Source organism: Candidatus Marivariicella sp., from assembly GCF_983056325.1.
Genome location: NZ_CEZOWA010000015.1, coordinates 2,149 through 20,443 on the forward strand (window position 1 = coordinate 2,149; position 18,295 = coordinate 20,443).

Sequence of the window (18,295 nt, forward strand, 5' to 3'; positions counted from 1 at the left end):
GCAATTGAAAAATTAAATTTATTACTACCCTTTTATTTGCCAGATTCAGTAATTTCTGGCTCTGATAAAAAATCAGATTTATATCTATTAAAAGATCGATATGACCCAGAAAGTACATACTACTTCGTGTGTGTAGATAATTTTTGTAAGATTCCTGTTCAAACTATTGATGAATTATTCTCATTGCTAGATGTAAAGCCTGGAAATATGCTTTACGAATCAAATCCTTTGTTAAAATAGAATTATTTCATGAAAATAATTTTTTTAACCTCTGTTTTAGTAGATAAAAACCTTCTACTCGTCTAATTATTCATTGAGACAAAAAAACAAAAATTATATTTAATTGTTAATTAATAATAAATGACAAACGATTCTTAGGAAGTTGTCTCTTAGGAGGGATACTAAATTTCTACTTTATTTATGTTTAAGTTAATAGATTTGTTTAGTTAAAGTTTGTCAAAAGATGGGGAAGAAATTCCCCATCTTTATTTTAATCAAGAAAATAAAATTAATAATTTTCATATATCATTAGTAGAAAGTATATTTTATAATATCGCAAACTACGAATAAGTTTAATTGTTCATGAATAAAATAGAATATAGACGTCCTGGAACCTTTGAGATAAATCGTTTTGAGAAATTACACAATGTTATATTCGATAATATGGAGCGAGCTTCCCTCAGCATTGCTAATGAAATTAGAGATCTAATAATTTTAAAACAAAAAGAAAATAAACCTTGTGTTTTAGGTCTTGCTACAGGATCTTCACCATTGACTGTTTATAAAGAGTTAATACAGATGCATAAAGAGGGGTTGAGTTTTAAAAATGTAATGACTTTTAATTTAGATGAGTACTTTTTGCTTCCGCCAGAACACATTGAGAGTTATCATTGCTTTATGCACGAGCATTTATTTAATCATATAGATATTAATCCAAAAAATATTCACATTCCCTCAGGCACTCTATCTCCTTATGAAATTGACAGCTATTGTAGTGAATATGAAAAAAAAATAAGTAAGCTTGGTGGTATTGACATTCAACTATTAGGAATCGGAAGGAATGGACATATTGGATTTAATGAGCCTGGTTCGCACATTAATTCTTTAACACGATTATTAACATTGGATTACCTAACCAGATTTGATGCAGCTTCTTCATTTAACGGAATTGAAAATGTCCCCAAAAAAGCTATTACGGTTGGAATTCACACAATTTTAAGTGCTAAAAAAATTATTTTAATGGCTTGGGGCATTAATAAAGCAAGTGTAATTCGTAAAGCTATTGAATGTGAAATTGATTCCAATATTCCCTGTAGTTATCTTCAAAAACATCATAACACAATCATTATTTTAGATAATGAAGCTGCATCAGAAATAACCCGAATAAAAACCCCTTGGCTAGTTTCTTCATGTGAGTGGAACGATCAATTATCCCTTAAAGCAGTTATTTGGCTTTGTAATAAGACACAAAAATCGGTATTAAAACTGACTGATCAGGATTATAATAAATATGGAATGTCAGATTTAATTAATGCCGACAAAACCAGTTATAATTTAAATATAAAAATTTTCAATAAACTGCAAAATATGATCACTGGATGGCCCGGTGGAAACAAAAATAAAGAGATAACTTCTGAGCCAACTAAACCAAATGTAAAGCGATGTTTGATTTTTAGTCCTCATCCTGATGATGATGTGATTTCTATGGGAGGAACACTTGATCGTTTAATAAGTCAAGGGCACGAAGTGCATGTTGCTTACCAAACTTCTGGAAATATTGCAGTTGCAAATCAAGAGGTTCTAAAATATTTAGAGGTTTCAGAAAGTCTTTCTAGTAGTGCGCTAGAAAAAGTTAATCAATTGAAAGAAGAACTAGAGAACCAAGGTTTAAGTCATCCATCAATTAATTTGCTGGCAGTTAAGGGAAAAATTAGAGAAAGTGAGGCACGAGCTGCTTTAAGATTCTTGGGAATGGGAGAATCCAATATTCATTTTATGAATCTTTCATTTTATGAAACAGGAAAAGTTCAAAAAAGACCAATATCAAATATTGATATTGAACCTACCATTGATTTAATTAACAAAATTAAGCCTCATCAAATATATGCAGCTGGTGATTTGGCAGATCCCCATGGAACCCACAGAAAATGTTTAGATATTGTTTGTAAAGCATTAACTAAAATTAGGAAGCAACCCTATGCAAAAGATTGTTGTGTATGGTTGTATAGAGGGGCATGGTTGGATTGGGAATTACACGAAGTTGAAATGGCAGTTCCTATGAGTCCATCTCAGGTTTTAAGAAAAAGAAAATCTATCTTCTATCACCAAACACAAAAAGACGGGGTTCTTTTTCAGGGAAATGACATGAGAGAATTTTGGAAAAGAGCAGAAGACCGAAATCAAAATAATGCTAGAAAATTTAATGATATTGGTTTAGTTGATTATGAAGCAATTGAGTTATTTAAACAATATAATTTTTTATAAAAATAATTTAACGATATTGTTAGAGTTAATTACCAAGAAATAGATTTTTAACAACACAAGGTGATTTATGCAGTTTATAGAAAATTCAAAAGAGTACGATTTAGTAATTGTTGGATCTGGAGCAGGAGGTGGAATGGCTACTAAAATTCTTGCTGATCCAAATTTAGAAAATCAAGTTCATGAAGTTCAGTTTTTTTCTTTAATTAGAAACCCTGTTATGACTGGTTATTCTACATCAAAGGTTGGAATTGATGAAATAGGCTATGTTGGAAATGTGGCTAATGTTTGGGATAGAGTTCCGGAAGATGTTTTGTTAAGTGTGGGAGTTTCATATGAAAAAGAATGGATTGACAGATGTATTGATCAATCAAAACGTTTCGATCAAGCAGAGTGGGATAACGTCGGAAATCTTTTAACTTAATGTATGAGACTTTTCTTCATCCTAACTTTACTACTTTGTATCAGTTGTTCTTCAAAAGTTAAATATTTAGATCAAGATTTAGAGAAGATACCTTTTATACCATTACCTCAAAAAATTGAAAGTTTACATTCCTCTATTTTGGTTAATGATATTAATTATATTCAAACTGAAATTAAATCTCAAAGATTTGAAACGGTTCTAAATGATTTTAAAATATTTTGGAAAGAATCTACCTCATCTAATATATCTGAAAATAATAATTTTAAAAAAAACATAAAATCAATTCGATTGAATCTGGATTCCAGCAATGAAGAAATGATAGAGTTTTATAGCCTTGAGATTGATGAAAAGGGAGTTTTAATTAACTCAAACAATGAAGAGGGTATTTATAGAGGACTAACAACATTAAAGCAAATTATTATTTTTTCAAAACTAAAAAATAATCTTATTTCAATCCCAACAGGTAAGATTATTGATTATGCTAGTTATAAATATAGAGGATCAATGTTGGATGTTTCTCGTCATTTTTTTGGGATGGAGGATGTCAAGCGTTACATTGATATTTTGAGTTTTTACAAGATTAATTTTCTTCACCTTCATCTTTCAGATGATCAGGGATGGAGAATAGAAATAAAAAAATGGCCTAATCTCACTTTAATAGGGGGACAAAAAGAAGTTGGAGGAACTCCGGGTGGATTTTTCACACAAAATCAATTCAAAGAATTAGTTGATTATGCTTCAAATAAATTTATTGATATAGTACCCGAAATTGATATACCTGGTCATACTAATTCTGCTTTAGCATCCTACCCAGAATTAAATTGTAATGGACAAAGTCCTGAGATTTATACTGGAATAGATGTTGGTTTTAGTTCACTTTGTGCCGAAAAAGAAGTTACGTATACTTTTTTGAAAGATGTTATTAATGAAATTTCGATGTTAACGAAAGGACCTTATTTTCATATTGGAGGAGATGAATCATATAAAACTTCAAAAAAAGATTTTGTTCAAATTCTTGATTCAGTAATTTCTTATGTAGAAAATAATAATAAAACTCCAATAACATGGGATAACAAAAACAAAACAGCAAAAATTGTTCAGTATTGGAATGGAGAAATTGATTTGAAGGTTATAGGTAAAAGTGAGCAGATAATTTATTCGCCTGCAAAACACGCATATCTTGATATGAAATATGATAGTCTGAGTAAGTTTGGTTTATTTTGGGCCGGATATTCATCCGTTAAAAATGCATATAGTTGGGACCCTAAATCATTAGAAATTAAACTAGATGAAATTGATATTTTAGGCATCGAAGCTCCTATTTGGACTGAAACAGTAAGTTCCTTTGATGAATTAGCTTATTTAGTTTTTCCAAGGTTATTAGGTCACTCAGAAATTGGATGGACTTCTGTAGATTTGAGAAAATGGGAGGCGTACAGTAAACGTTTAGAAAAACATAAGCAGTATTTAAAATCAAAGGGTATTCAAACATCTTACTAGAATATTTTTACTTTATTTAAGATTAATTTTAAAGCTGATTTAGTGATTGATCATGATCTTATTTAATAAGATGTAATTAAATAAAGGGATAACGTTTGAATAAGACACATAGACGTATTTTTTAATCAAAATTCTGGGAGCGAGAATAATTAAATGATCAAGTAAATCTTTCACTCAAGACCCTCAAAGTTTTTTGTATATTTAAGGGCAATCTTAAATAAATAAAATGAAAAATATTATTGTATTAATCTTTGTTGGATCTTTTCTTATTTCATGCACAAATGATGCAAGTAATGTCAAAAACCAAACTATTGTTAACAGTGAAATAGGTTATGATATTTCTGATGAAGGAGAGAGGAGAATTCTAGTTGCAGGATCTATGAGCAATGTAGAAGTTTGGGAAAAATATATTAAAGCCCATAATGAAAGAGATTTTGAAACAATTATGAGTATGAACTCTGATAGTATAAAAGTACGAGGACCTAGAGGCGAATATATAGTAGGTACGGAAGCTCATAAAGAGTTTTTAATGGAATGGTTTGAAGCAAATTCACCAAAATGGACTTCTAAATATTTTATAGCAAACGATGTAACTACAAAAGAAGGTGAATTAAGACAGTGGGTTACTTCTGGTCATGATTTGACACTAAATGTTGAAGGAAAAGAAGTGGCTGTTTTTCAAATACATGATGCTTTAATTCTAGACGGTAAGGTTCAAGAATTTATGGTACAAGAGAGGGTTAAAGGAGAAGACGAATAAATTGCCTTATACCCCCCTGTGTTTATGCGGGTTATTATTTTTTAATAAAATATATATGATCAATCGAATTATTGTATTAATAGTATTATCATTTTCAATAATTTCATGTGGTGATAATTTTGGAACAGTCAAACAAAAAAGAGAGACTACATTTTATTTAATTCGACATGCTGAAAAAGACAGAAGTAATCCAGATGAACAAAATCCCAATCTCACAGCCAAGGGCATTGAAAGATCTATTCATTGGGCTTCATATTTTGACAGCATACCATTAAATTCCATATACACTACCAACTATAATAGAACCAAAGAAACCATAACTCCTGTATCTGAATCAAAGGGGATTACTCCAAAAATATATTCACCAAACGAAATAGATATTGAGCAGTTTATTCAGGCTAATTATGGTAAAAGTGTTTTAATTTCAGGTCACAGTAACACAACTCCTAATATGGTAAATAAAATATTGGGTGAAGAGAAGTTTTCAGACATGTCAGATTCAGACAATAAAAGTTTGTTTGTTATTAAAGTTGTTGATTCTAAAACAAACATTCAGATAAGATCCGTTGTTTTAAAACAATAAAATATTTTACTTTTCTAAACCAGCTTCAGATAATAATAATAAAAGGGCCAACTGTATTGACTTATGTCCTTCTTTATTATACCACCATTCATTTAATGAATGTACATTTCCTCCAACACCCCCTTTTCCTATAGTTACTGCTGGAATTCCAAGAGAAATTGGAATATTCGAATCTGTGGATCCTCGGGTTAATCTGGGTGTTTTATTAAAATATTCTGTGGCAGCCAGAGCCCTTTGAATTAATGGAATTTTTGGCTCTAGTTCACCAGAAGGCCTATTTCCAATCTTGTCTATTACAACAGTAAGAGCATCGCCGCTTCGCTTTAGTTTATTTTGTTTAGTTACTCCTTTATTTATTGCATTGTAAAGTAAACCCTCCATTACATCAAGTCTGGATGGTTCAATAGATCTAATATCAACTTCAATAACAGATTCAAAAGGAATAGAATTTACAGAGGTACCTCCTTTTATTGTTCCAATATTATAACTGGTTTTTGGGCCTTCAAGAGTATATTTATTTGCAGAATCAATAAAATCATTAACAGCAGAAGCCATTGCATGGTGTGGGTTAACCATTCCAAAAGCTCTCCATGAATGACCGCCAGGTCCTTTAAAAGTAACTCTATACCTGTACGATCCAAGCCCTTTGATGTTTACTCTACCTATTGATCCACCATCGATAGCAATCCACGAATCAATTTTAGGGTTATTAGTTTTAAATAAATGTTTAACACCTCTTAAATCACCTAAACCTTCTTCACCTACTGTGCCTACAATTAAAATATCATCTCTTGTTTTAATTTTTTTATCTTTCAGAGTTTTAAGAATTGTTAAAAGCATAGATAAACCTCTAGTGTCATCTCCAACTCCTGGAGCATATATAGTATCATTACTTATACGAGTTTTTACATTGGTTCCTTCAGGAAAAACAGTATCAATATGAGCATCAATAGCTACTGTTCTATCACCTATTTCGCCTTTTAAAAGTCCAACAACATTGCCTTCACTATCTATCCAAACTGAATCTATACCAATTTCTTTAATCATTTCAGCAAATCTTAAAGCTCGTTTATATTCTTTAAAAGGCGGAGCTTCAATTTCTGTAAGTTCAATTAAATTATCGTGGGTAAAGGATTCTAAATTGAAGATATAGTCAAAACTTGATTCGATTATTTTTGTTTTAGCTAAACGATTAATTTGTTTTGAATAAACCTTATCTATTTTAGGACTATCATTTTGTGCATTTGTATATAAGGAAATTAAAAAAATAAAAATTAGAAACTTTTTCATAATAGAATTCAAATAGTGGGTTTTGCGATTAAATATCATCCTTAAATTTATTTAAATTATCAACCATAATCAAACTTTATTTAAAAAGCTTGAAATATCATTAGTATATTTATGTCAATTGCTTATTTGAAATGAAAAAAATTGCATTCTTTTTTCTTGTAATCATTGGTTGTTCAAAATCAAATGATCAAACTGAGCAAGTAAATAATATACAACAAGTTATTACCTCACGAAATTGGGATGATTTTATAGATTATCGTCAAGGAAATATTCCACTTATGATTATTTCTGTTCATGGAGGAGACTTAGAGCCCGATTGGATCCAAACTAGAACTTGTAATGAGGCAACTGTTGTAAGAGATAGCTATACAAGAGATGTTGCACTAGAAATAGAATCCCAGTTGAAAATAAATGGTTTCAGTCCCTATATTGTGTTAAATGATTTGCACAGAAAAAAACTGGATTTAAATAGGTCTATAAATAATTCGAATTGTGGAGATATAACAACAAAGCCTTACTGGGAGATATTTCATAAGAAGATAGAAAGTTATAGAACTGAAATTCAAAACCAATATGGAAGTGGACTAGTAATTGATATTCATGGACAGTCTCATGAAGAACAGAGAATTGAATTGGGCTATTTATTATCATCTTCAGAGTTAAGAATGAATAATTCAATTATCAATAGTATAGATTTCACAAATCAGTCATCAGTTAAAAGTCTTTTAAACAATAATTTTAATAATCTAGAATTAACTGATTTGTTGTCGGGTGAATCTTCTCTAGGAAATCTTCTCAATGTTAAAGGCTACGCCTCGGTTCCTTCAAAAGAAGATATTGCCCCTAAAGAAGGAGAACTTTATTTTTCTGGAGGTTTTAATACCGCTACATACGGTTCTAGAGAGAGTGGTTCAGTTGATGCAATTCAAATTGAATTAAACATGATTGGAGTTCGAAATACAGAAGATAACAGAAAATTATTTTCTAAAGAATTTGCAGATATTCTTATTTCATTTTTGAGAATACATTATAAAAGCGATCTTTAAAATCAAAAACTTTTAATTTTCAGGATACAGATATTTTACAGCGTCTTGAGCCATTAGCATTCCTTGGTGAGATACATTTGGAACCTCATCGGTTTTGATCCAATTAAATTCTGTTTGATTTTGATTTGCAGTACCCTCGGATGTTGCATAAAAATAACGACCTCTTGCTCTTCTGTGTAAGCCTTGTTGGTCATCAACAATTTCATTATGGCGCAATGAAGAAGAATTGGGATTTGTATCATTCTCGGCTAAATGAACATATAATTTTTTTGAAAAAGCCAAGTTTAATGTGTTTGTATCTATCTGACCTTGATTCAATCCATATGGAAAATTAATTTCTGATTCTGGAACAGTATACCAACCTGCGTTTGAGCAAACGGCAATATTTAACTTACTGTTTGGAACAAACATTACAAATCGGTGAAGAAACTGAGATCCTGCAGAATGCCCCCATCCATTATAGTTTTCTTGTGTTCCGTTAATTTCACTTTTAACATATTCAAATAAAGGATCTAGCATAGAAAAAGTCCATTCTTCAATCGGATTATAAGTTCCCGAGCTAGGATTGTCTCCATCATCAAAAATATTTCCAAGGTTGTACTCATCAGATGAAAAATCTCCTGACTCAAATTCGGGAGCAAAAACCATGAAATTTAAATTATTTGCCATATTAATCCAATAATCACGATAATCGTCAGCATTTCTTGATCCTCCATGAAACGACATTAATATTGGCATTGTTTTTATATCACCATCAGGAATATGATAATAAACATTAATAGTTCTATTACTAAAGAACCCATTAGCAGTAAAACGAAACACACCTGTTGAATTAGAAGTTAAAATAGGGCCCGTATTATAAATTTGATTAACAGGCGCAGTATTCACATTAGTATTTGTAGAATCCTGTGTGTTATCGGTCGAACATCCAATAAAAATAAATAGAGAAATAATAGAAAAACACTTTATAGCTTTCATATTAATTATTAAAGACAACTGAGTCAGCAATTTCTTGACATTTTTCCGCAACCCCACCATTTGTTAGTATATAATAGATTTTTTTTCCATTACTATCCTTACCGAAGTACCTGTGGGTTAATCCTTTTGAGGATTGATTACTTAGTGTTGAAAATATTACACATGCGGCAAGATAAGTGCCGTTTGCACTTTGATGTTTCATATCATCTCCTAACAGTTTATGCTCTGGATATTTAGATCTAAATCTATCAAATGCTTTACCAACAAGAAGTAAAATACTTGATTTGTTAATTCCAGAAGTTATAAGATTTTTTTCAATGGTATTTTTTTTGAGTAAATCTCTATCTGGATCGTCTATTTTTGGATACATCCATGTAGAGTAAAAGTATGTTTGGGTAGATGAAGGTATTAAGTCTTTAAATTTCGTGTAATATTTTTTTGTAGAGTCAATAGCTATAATTGGGTTCATGCTGTGGTCCTGAAAAATAATCTTAGAATAAGAATTAGTTTCAATTAGGTTTTTTGTAACAAGATTTTTTTCACCCAACCAATGCTCTTTTATTTTTGCTCCACCAGCCGTGGACTGAGTAACATTCCAATTAAGATTTCTTTCATCTGACATTTTTTGAACAACAGAGGGAAGGTTCCAGTAAAAAGTGAAACTATTCCCAACAAATAAAATTTCTTCTTTCTCTTGAGAAAAAAGAAAAGATGTAGTTAAAAAAATAAAAACGAGTATTAATTTCCGTATCATAATTAGTTATTTATTTCTGTGGTTCCCTCCCAGTCTGGATCTGCAGCTCCAATCCATTTATTATTTATGGAGTCTAAAGCAACTGCATGGACTCTTCCAAAACGAGCAATTCCATCAACCATTTTATGCGGATTTGCAGTCATATCAAGTTTGGCATTTAATTCCTTAACACCAGTATGGTTTTCAACCCATAAACTATCTTCAAACGGATAAACCCTTGGAAGCATTAGTGATCTTTTTAAGGTGTGTTTTTGATCAAGATATCTAGTTGCAACCTGAGTAACTGCTGTTATTATTCTACTACCTCCAGCTGCACCAATGGCAAGGACAGGAGAATTATTTTTGGTAATTATAGTTGGTGAAATATGAGAATTTGCTCTGTCTCCGGGTTTATAATCTCCTAAATATCCTCCAAGTGTTACTGCGTAAATAAAACCTAGCCCCTTAGAAGCTACTTTTGAACCCATAGTAGGTCCAACTGTTTGAGTTAAACTCACGACATTCCCACTTCTATCTGCAGCAGTTAAGTGTGTTGTGTGCCCCATCTCTGCAACCCAAGATTCGGGTAATTTTCTCTTATCAAGATTGGAAACTATACTATTTTTTCGGATTTTGTTTGCTAAATATTTTGCTTGATCGTAAGATAAGATGTTTTTTAAAGAGTCTTCATTAGTTTGACTATCTCTATGTTGGTATGCTATTTCTGTTGCTTTCCCAATATTAATAGCCCACTCCTCTTCAGTATTGGTTTGAGAAAGATTATCTAGTATCTGTAAAATTTGAATAGTAATTGCACCAAACGAAGGCAAGTAAAGCGAGTGAATTTCATGATCTTGATATTTACCTTCAACAATTCTTGATGTTAAAGCTTTGTAATTTTTTAAATCCTCGATCGTCAGAATTCCGCCATTCTTTTTTAAATCAAAAACTATTTTTTCAGCGACTTCACCTTCATAAAAACCTTTATGCCCTTGATCAGCTATTTTTTGAAGAACCACAGAAAGGTCTTTTTGAATTAAAAGATCTCCGGCTTTGTATGAAGTCTTATCAGATTTTAAAAAGTATTGACTGGTTCCTTCAAATTCACTAATTTTTTCAAACACGGAATTTTGTCTATATGCTTCTCCAGGAAGAACTAAGAACCCTTCTTTAGCATATTTTATTGATGGAGCAAGAACCTCTTTAAGAGGTAATACCCCATTTTCTTGTTGTAGTTTAACTAAACCTGCAACTACTCCAGGTATTCCAATAGTCGGATAACCATAGGAATGTTTTTCTACGGTGGGTTTATAATTAATTGGCACTTCTGTTGAAGCATCTACTCCTGAAATAATCCCATCTTGTGTTTGATATATTGATTGGAGTCTTCCACCGAGACCACTCATGCTTGGCTCAACTACAGCTAGAGTAAAGGCAGCTGCAACAGAAGCATCAAATGCATTTCCCCCTAGTTTATATATTTCTTTTCCAGCAATAGAAGCAAGAGGATGCGCAGAAGAAATTACATCATTAGAATATTTACTAGACTTATTACTACAGGCGAATATTATTATTGCTGTGCAAAGCAATATCGATAATCTTCTTAAGTTTTTTCTCATTGTAAAATAAATTTACTGTTAAGTTAAAAAAAAAGGCTTGTTTTTACACAAGCCTTTTTTTAAACATATGAGTTGATTACTCATTAACTTTTGTCTTTACAAAAATTCCTGGATCATCAATAGGTGAGTTAGAATTAGAATTTAACTCTGTGGTTGCATATGGCATTCTTTCAGGCCAAGGACCACTTTGTGGACCATCAAACAGTACATATGGAACAGATATATTAGAGTCTGATTTACGTAGTCTCCTTGAGTCATTGTATGGAATGTGCATTCCAAATCCAGACACATATCTTTCTTCAATAACCTCTCTTAAGAATGCTGTTTTAGAATCAACACCGTCCGCATTTTCAATTCCACCATTTGCAAAATCAGCAGCCTCGTATGGTAAATAGGAGTATGACTCACTCTGAAAATTAGAATTTACATGACCTCCAGTATTCATCCATGCTCTTACTTCATTTAAATAAGGCAAGCCGTCTACTAAGGAGCCTGAACGAGCAGCAGCCTCAGCTAGGATTAATTTATTTTCAAAAAATGTAACCATGTTTTGGGGCTGAGTTTGTTCAATTATTCCTGTATTGGCTGTACCTCCACTAGAATCGATAGTGTAAAAACCTTTTCTTGCTGTTTCGTCAGTTTTGGAATTATTTCGAGAAAGAGCATTACTAGCATCTAGCATTTGAATTAAATAGCTTTCTCCTTGATCACTATTTCCGATATCTCCAGAACGGGATCCTTCTAAAATAGTCCAAAAAAGATTTCTATCTCCAGAACCTGCCGCTCCAGGTGGACTATACTTCATATCTCCACTAGCTGAAGATATTCCGTTTTGAGCTGCAGTAAATGCACTTGCATAATTTTTTTGATGTAAATAAAAACGAGCTTTTAATGTATATGCAGCAGCAATCCATTTCGCCTTGTCTCCGCCGAAGTAAATATCTTCTGAAATGCTTCCAGCACTAGCGGTATTTAAAGTTGAAATTCCCTCATCTAGTAAGGCAATTGCACCAGCATAAACATCGATTTGAGAATCAAATACTGGATCTGAAATTTCAAGATTTCCGGCTTCAGAAAATGGAATATCACCAAAAAGTGATGCTCCAGTTCCAAATGCGTGTCCTTCAATTATTTTTGCAATTCCAATCAATAATGGATTAGTAGAATTATTCGCAATGTGTCTCGTGTTAGACATTATATTAACATAAATATAATTCCATTCACTATTTGATTCAGCGGTTGATAGGCTAAATCCGTATATATTTGAATATAAAGATGAATATCCTATTAATTGTCCAGAATACATTCCACCAATTCTATTTAGGTGTCCGCAATTCAATTGAACATTTGCTAATTGTGCTCCTGTTAAAAACAGGGTTTCGTTAACATCATTAACAATGATGTCGTTGGGGTTATCATTAATTCCTTCGTTCATTTCCTCACATGAAACGGTGAAGATCAGGGAAAGAGATAATATTATTTTGTATGTTATTTTTTTCATGTTTTCTTAATTAAAAATTAAAGGCTGCTGTAAATAATACAGATTTGGTTTGTGGATTAGTAAAATAATCCAGTCCAAGTGCATTTCCAACACCATACTGATTTGTTTCAGGATCAATACCAGGTACATTATTGATGTTAATTAAATTTCTACCAGTAACGGTTAATTTAATATTATCCAAACCTAGAAGAGAATTCAATCCGTCTCCATCTAAAAGATAGCTTAATGAAAGCTCTCTTATTTTAGTAAAGGTTGCGTCGTAAACACCAAAATTATACGCCTGGTTATCACCGAAACCTCCTCCAATTCCTGTTCTATACCAGTCTTCATCAAGGAGAACATTTCCTGCTCCAAAATTTTGGACATTCCCACGAACTGTTGTTCCTGAAGGGATCAAATCACCATCGTGATTTCTAAGATCTTCTGTGGTTGTAAGTCGATTAGATGTAGCTGTTGTAGTTCCAAACCTGTGAAGAACCCATAGAGTTCTTGGCATAAAATCTCCACCTTCAGAATGCTCAACAACCACATTAAGACTCAGTTTTTTATAATCAAGATTAAATCCTAAACCTGCTCTCCAATCTGGATTTGGATCTCCTAGGATTACTGGACTAGGAGTTATTTGTGGAAAACCATTTTCATCCAGAAGATAGCTTCCATCCGGATTTGTTTGAGAACCTGTTCCAAATAAAACTCCAAGTTGGTGACCTACAATAGCTCTAGAACTAGCTGATGCTCCTGGACTTAGGTTGATAGTCTCTGTACCATATAAGTCAGTAACTTCATTTGTGTTTTTCGACCAATTTAATGATGTTGTTAATTTTAACTCATCTTTTTTGATAGCATTCCATCCTAAATCAAGTTCAAGACCCTTATTAGTCATACTTCCAAAATTCCCATATTGAGTTGAGAAACCTGAAGAAGGAGAAAGATTGACATCAAGTAAAATACCATCGATAACATTGTCATAATAAGTAACACCAAAAGTTAAGTCGTTATCAAAGAATCTTAAGTCAGCCCCAACTTCCCATTCCGTTTTTATCTCCGGTTCAAGATTTGGATTTCCTAAATTATTATCGAGTCTGAAACCTCCTCCAAAAGAATCTATAGCAATAGGATCACTGTAAGAAGAATAACTAAAACCTCCTTCAGCTAGTGTCTGCATTTGATGAGGTGAAGGCTGAACACCCACTTTTCCCCAAGATGCACGAAGTTTTCCAAAAGATAATAAACTCGAGTCTAAAGTACTTTTTGTAAAGTTCCATGCCGCATCAACAGATGGGTAAAAAAACGTTCCTTTTATAGTAGAAGAGGACTCTAATCCTCCAGAGAAATTTATGTATAATTGATCGAACATATCAAAGTTAAAAACAGCATAACCTCTATTGGATCTTCTAAAAGTTCTGAAATTTCCGTATGAAGTTGCTTCAGCAGCAGAATTTAGAGATGATGTTTGTTTTTGAGAATCTACTAAAAAACCAGTTACACTACCTGAATTCCTGTTGTAAGATCTATCATTTAAACTCCAACCAATAGTTGATGTAAGGCTTATGTTAGATGTTAAATCAGTAGTAGCTCTTCCAATAAGGTCAAGACTATATTGACGTGTTGCTATCTCACTTTCATAAAAGGCCCCATTATTAAATCCAGAACCGGCACTTCCAATAGGATACAATGTTGTTCTTCTATCATCAGAAAAATCAATATTACCTCTTGCAATCATTTGAAGCCAGTTGTTTGGCTTTATAGTTAATTCAGGTGTAGCAGTCATTCTGTTCACAGTTGCAACAGAGGTTTGTTCGTTTACAGTCCAACCTGGATTGTTATAACTAGGATTTTGAGAATTACCTAAGTATCTTCTGTATGATCTATGCCTGTTTTGAATTTCTTCACCTGAAGAACTTGTGTAGGTACCAATGTAATCTCTATTGTCAAAATCCGCTGGGGTTCGAAGTAATCCCAACATTATTCCTGCTGTATTTGAGTTTCCCTGAATACGATCTGTTTGACTGTAAGTATAAGCCATCTTATTAGATAGTGATATCATATCGTTTAATTTTGCATTATAATTAAAACGAAGATTTGTTCTATCATAAGAAGAACCTCTAATTATCCCTTCTTGCGCTAGGTTAGAAAGACTAAAAAAATATTTTCCAGTATCTGAACCACCACTAATAGTTAAGTCATTTTGAAGAACTATTCCAGTTTGCATAGCAGAGTTCCAATTTTCCTCCACGAAAGTTTGTTTTGAATTTTTTGCTGTGATAGGATAATAAACGGATCCATCTCGCGCTGTAAAAAATTGTCCTGAAGTATCGAAAGAATCAAGTCCTCCGGCACGATCCGGAATATAGTCACCCCAAGATTCTGCTCTGGTTGCACCATAAACACCAGATCTTCCTTGTCCCCAAGTATCTTGCATGGGAATTCTTTCGGAAACTTCATCCATTGAATAGGTTGATGAAAATGTAATTTTTGCTTTTCCAGACTGACCTTCTTTTGTTGTAATAACAACTACTCCATTGGCAGCTCTACTTCCCCAAACTGCGGCAGCAGAGGCTCCCTTTAAAACTTCCAAAGTAGCAATATCATTTGGGTTAATATCATTAATCCTTGATCCATTGGAAACTCCTCCGGCTCTTGAACCTCGACCATCACCACTATTATAGTTTGTTGAATTATCCATTGGAACACCATCTACAATAATTAAAGGATCACTAGCACCTGAAATGGTATTGGCTCCACGAATTCTTATTGTGGATCCAGTTCCTGGATCACCGCTAACTCTTCGTATTTGCACACCCGATGCTTTACCGCTAAGGGAGTTTAAAAGTGTAGGTTCTCCTGACCTTACAACAGCTCCAGTATTAACGACAGAGGATGTTGATCCTTGCTCATCTCTAACAACTTTAAATCCTAAAGACGTCACAACAACTTCTTGTAAAAGCTGAGTGTCTTCCTCTAAAATTATATTAATTGAAGATTGATTACTAACACTAATTACCTGAGTAATAAAACCGGTGTAACTAATCTCGATTGAACTTGAATCATCACTAACAGTGATTTCATAATTTCCATCAAAATCACTACTTACGCCATTGGTTGTTCCTTGTTCAATGACATTTGCACCTGGTAAAGGTCCATTTTGATCACTAATATTTCCAGTTATGGTTTTTTGTGAAAAACCAAGGCTAACTACAAATAGAAACGACAAAACCAAGTTGATTTGTTTTTTCATTTTTATGTTTTAGTTAAATGTTTGTTAATATAAAATTATGTAAAATTTAGTTATAATAAATATTATCAAGTGTTTAATTAAAATTTTTTTAGTCTAAATATTGATTTTCAGTATTTTATAATTAATAAGAGTTTATCCACGCTAAGATATGTGAGACTTTACTTATTAAATTGCTTGGTCGTTTTGCAATACCGTGACTGGCCTCGGGTATTTCTACAAAAACGGTAGGAACCTTTCGAAGCTTTAATGCGTGATATAATTGTTTTGCTTCGCTTGGAGGGGTTCTTAAATCATTCATTCCAACCATTACCATTGTAGGAGTTTGAATATTACCAACCAAAGACAAAGGAGAAAATCCCCAGTAAGCGTCAAAATTCTCCCAAGGCTGTCCTGGAAAACGAGTATTAGCGTATTGAAAGTAATTGTCAGCCACAAGAGTCTTACTAATCCAGTTCATTACTGGTTTTATTACTGCAGCGGCTTCAAATCGATTATTTTTCCCTATCATCCAAGCTGTCATTATACCTCCAGCACTTCCACCAGTTACATAAAGTTTGTCTTCGTGAGCGATTCCTTTTGAAATAAAATAATCAACACCATCCATTACATCATTATAATCTTGACCAGGATAATTATGATGTAGTAAATTCGCAAATTCAGCCCCATAACTTGTACTTCCTCTTGGATTTGGGTAAAAAACTATATAATTAGCTGCTGCATACAATTGAATTTCAGCTGAAAATCTATTACCATAATTTGAAATAGGTCCTCCATGATTTTCAACAAGAAAACGATATTTTTTGTTTGCATCGTAACCTGGCGGATATGCAATCCAACCCTGAATGTCTCTTTTGTCGAATGAAGACTTATACCAAACAGTTTCAACTTTACCTAGGTTTCTATTCTTAAGCAGTGGATCACTAATTGTTGTAATTTTTTTCATCCCTTTTGAGTCAATTAAAGCAAGTTCGGCTGGACGCGATGGAAGTGTATGGGTATATGCTATTGTCCCATCATTGGAAACGGAGAAAGACCCCCCACCATAGGGACGTCCAATAGAGGTTCCTCCCAGTTGATCAGCAAGTTGCTTTACTTTACCTGCTATACTTAGGTATGTAATTTTAGTATCCCCTTGAAAATCATAACTAATAAATAATCCTTTACTATCAGAACTCCAAAAATATTTACTAATACTAGAATCTATTTTTGTGCTAATTTCTCTGATATTAGTTCCGTCAGGAGACATAATGCTTAATGTTTTATTCTGATAAGCTTGAACTTCATCTTTATAACCAATATATGCTATGTGTTTTCCATTTGGAGACACAAGTGGATTTGAATCAGGACCCTTCCTTTTAGTTAAAGCTTTTATGACTTTGTTTTTGACATTAACACTATGTATTTCGGAGTTTCTAAAATCATATTCCCAATCACTATTTCTGTTTGCTGAAAAATAAATTTTTGAATTATCTGAAGACCAAGATAATGGTCCATTGTGATTAAAATCTCCTGAAGTTACTTGGCTTACTCCCGAACCTTCAGACGAGATAATAAAAACATGTCTAAAGCCAGGTTCTATATATCCTTTTCCATCCGCTTCATGATAAAGACGATCCGTAATTCTGGCAGGTTTTGCCCAATTAGCTCCTTTTGGTTTTTTTGGCATTTTGATTAAAACAGGAGGAGGGGATTTTACATTCATATTAAATGCAATATTATTTTCATCGGATGACCAGTTCAGGTTTGAGGGGCTTCCATTTAATTGAGATATTTTTCCAATTTTACCAGAATTTCCCCAATAAATATAAATTTCAGAACCCTCATCAGTTGAGCTAATAAAAGCAAGTCGATCTCCTGATGGTGACCACTTAGCTCCATATTCTCCACCCTCTTTAGAGGTTAGTTTTTGATGCCCAGATCCATCTGAATTAATAATCCAAAGATTTCCAACAGCACGATCTTTTAGAATGTCAAAACGCATCCTTCTATAAACTATTTGGTTCCCCGAGGGGCTAATTTGAGGATCAGACACATACTGTATGTCATATATATCCTCATAGCTTAATATTTGATTTTGTCCGTTAATGAATTGAAGACAATAAAAAGTAGAAATTAAAAAAAGTATTTTTTTCATATTATTTA

At 32.7% G+C, this 18,295-nt stretch carries 14 protein-coding genes; 7 read left to right on the forward strand and 7 right to left on the reverse strand.

Annotated elements, in window-relative coordinates; all coding sequences use genetic code 11:
- From AC3ATN_RS06060 to AC3ATN_RS06085, 6 genes are all read left to right on the forward strand, one after another.
- Positions 1-240 (forward strand): hypothetical protein (locus AC3ATN_RS06060; protein ID WP_487532359.1); only part of this gene is annotated, 240 nt, incomplete at its 5' end.
- A gap of 342 nt (positions 241-582) precedes the next feature.
- On the forward strand, positions 583-2,484 hold the full coding sequence (gene nagB, locus AC3ATN_RS06065) for a glucosamine-6-phosphate deaminase (RefSeq protein ID WP_487532360.1): 1,902 nt from the start codon (positions 583-585) through the stop codon (positions 2,482-2,484).
- Positions 2,485-2,551: 67 nt separating this feature from the next.
- Positions 2,552-2,905 carry a hypothetical protein gene (locus tag AC3ATN_RS06070; RefSeq protein WP_487532361.1) on the forward strand — a complete coding sequence of 118 codons (354 nt, stop codon included), beginning with the start codon at positions 2,552-2,554 and terminating at the stop codon, positions 2,903-2,905.
- A 3-nt stretch (positions 2,906-2,908) separates the two neighbouring features.
- On the forward strand, positions 2,909-4,405 hold the full coding sequence (locus tag AC3ATN_RS06075; protein ID WP_487532362.1) for a family 20 glycosylhydrolase: 1,497 nt from the start codon (positions 2,909-2,911) through the stop codon (positions 4,403-4,405).
- A 226-nt stretch (positions 4,406-4,631) separates the two neighbouring features.
- Positions 4,632-5,165 (forward strand): Cif family virulence factor, encoded by a 534-nt coding sequence (locus AC3ATN_RS06080; protein ID WP_487532363.1) that lies wholly within the window; start codon positions 4,632-4,634, stop codon positions 5,163-5,165.
- Between the two features lie 55 nt (positions 5,166-5,220).
- Positions 5,221-5,748, forward strand: a complete 528-nt coding sequence (locus AC3ATN_RS06085; protein ID WP_487532364.1) for a SixA phosphatase family protein — start codon at positions 5,221-5,223, stop codon at positions 5,746-5,748.
- A gap of 6 nt (positions 5,749-5,754) precedes the next feature.
- Here AC3ATN_RS06085 and AC3ATN_RS06090 read toward each other — a convergent pair whose 3' ends face one another.
- Positions 5,755-7,038: a M20/M25/M40 family metallo-hydrolase gene (locus AC3ATN_RS06090; protein WP_487532365.1), complete on the reverse strand. Its 1,284-nt coding sequence runs from the start codon at positions 7,036-7,038 to the stop codon at positions 5,755-5,757.
- Positions 7,039-7,169: 131 nt separating this feature from the next.
- Here AC3ATN_RS06090 and AC3ATN_RS06095 point away from each other — a divergent pair, with 131 nt between their 5' ends.
- On the forward strand, positions 7,170-8,084 hold the full coding sequence (locus tag AC3ATN_RS06095; protein ID WP_487532366.1) for a hypothetical protein: 915 nt from the start codon (positions 7,170-7,172) through the stop codon (positions 8,082-8,084).
- A 12-nt stretch (positions 8,085-8,096) separates the two neighbouring features.
- Here the strand turns inward: AC3ATN_RS06095 and AC3ATN_RS06100 are convergent, their stop codons facing one another.
- The 6 genes from AC3ATN_RS06100 to AC3ATN_RS06125 form a co-directional block, all read right to left on the reverse strand.
- A complete protein-coding gene (locus AC3ATN_RS06100; protein ID WP_487532367.1) occupies positions 8,097-9,062 on the reverse strand; it encodes a hypothetical protein in 966 nt (321 codons plus the stop codon).
- A 1-nt stretch (position 9,063) separates the two neighbouring features.
- On the reverse strand, positions 9,064-9,816 hold the full coding sequence (locus AC3ATN_RS06105) for a hypothetical protein (RefSeq protein WP_487532368.1): 753 nt from the start codon (positions 9,814-9,816) through the stop codon (positions 9,064-9,066).
- A gap of 2 nt (positions 9,817-9,818) precedes the next feature.
- Positions 9,819-11,414, reverse strand: a complete 1,596-nt coding sequence (locus AC3ATN_RS06110) for a gamma-glutamyltransferase family protein (RefSeq protein WP_487532369.1) — start codon at positions 11,412-11,414, stop codon at positions 9,819-9,821.
- Positions 11,415-11,490: 76 nt separating this feature from the next.
- Entirely contained in the window at positions 11,491-12,915 is a 1,425-nt protein-coding gene (locus AC3ATN_RS06115; protein WP_487532370.1) for a SusD/RagB family nutrient-binding outer membrane lipoprotein, read from the reverse strand.
- A gap of 10 nt (positions 12,916-12,925) precedes the next feature.
- A complete protein-coding gene (locus AC3ATN_RS06120; RefSeq protein WP_487532372.1) occupies positions 12,926-16,153 on the reverse strand; it encodes a SusC/RagA family TonB-linked outer membrane protein in 3,228 nt (1,075 codons plus the stop codon).
- Between the two features lie 121 nt (positions 16,154-16,274).
- The gene (locus tag AC3ATN_RS06125) at positions 16,275-18,287 is read right to left on the reverse strand and encodes a S9 family peptidase (RefSeq protein WP_487532373.1); all 2,013 of its coding nucleotides are present in this window, start codon (positions 18,285-18,287) and stop codon (positions 16,275-16,277) included.
- Between the last annotated feature and the right edge of the window lie 8 nt (positions 18,288-18,295).

Bases quoted from the DNA above. Each gene is read 5' to 3' on its own strand.
- nagB (WP_487532360.1), top strand. From the start codon at position 583: ATGAATAAAATAGAATATAGACGTCCTGGAACCTTTGAGATAAATCGT.
- AC3ATN_RS06070 (WP_487532361.1), top strand. From the start codon at position 2,552: ATGCAGTTTATAGAAAATTCAAAAGAGTACGATTTAGTAATTGTTGGA.
- AC3ATN_RS06075 (WP_487532362.1), top strand. From the start codon at position 2,909: ATGAGACTTTTCTTCATCCTAACTTTACTACTTTGTATCAGTTGTTCT.
- AC3ATN_RS06080 (WP_487532363.1), top strand. From the start codon at position 4,632: ATGAAAAATATTATTGTATTAATCTTTGTTGGATCTTTTCTTATTTCA.
- AC3ATN_RS06085 (WP_487532364.1), top strand. From the start codon at position 5,221: ATGATCAATCGAATTATTGTATTAATAGTATTATCATTTTCAATAATT.
- AC3ATN_RS06090 (WP_487532365.1), bottom strand. From the start codon at position 7,038: ATGAAAAAGTTTCTAATTTTTATTTTTTTAATTTCCTTATATACAAAT.
- AC3ATN_RS06095 (WP_487532366.1), top strand. From the start codon at position 7,170: ATGAAAAAAATTGCATTCTTTTTTCTTGTAATCATTGGTTGTTCAAAA.
- AC3ATN_RS06100 (WP_487532367.1), bottom strand. From the start codon at position 9,062: ATGAAAGCTATAAAGTGTTTTTCTATTATTTCTCTATTTATTTTTATT.
- AC3ATN_RS06105 (WP_487532368.1), bottom strand. From the start codon at position 9,816: ATGATACGGAAATTAATACTCGTTTTTATTTTTTTAACTACATCTTTT.
- AC3ATN_RS06110 (WP_487532369.1), bottom strand. From the start codon at position 11,414: ATGAGAAAAAACTTAAGAAGATTATCGATATTGCTTTGCACAGCAATA.
- AC3ATN_RS06115 (WP_487532370.1), bottom strand. From the start codon at position 12,915: ATGAAAAAAATAACATACAAAATAATATTATCTCTTTCCCTGATCTTC.
- AC3ATN_RS06120 (WP_487532372.1), bottom strand. From the start codon at position 16,153: ATGAAAAAACAAATCAACTTGGTTTTGTCGTTTCTATTTGTAGTTAGC.
- AC3ATN_RS06125 (WP_487532373.1), bottom strand. From the start codon at position 18,287: ATGAAAAAAATACTTTTTTTAATTTCTACTTTTTATTGTCTTCAATTC.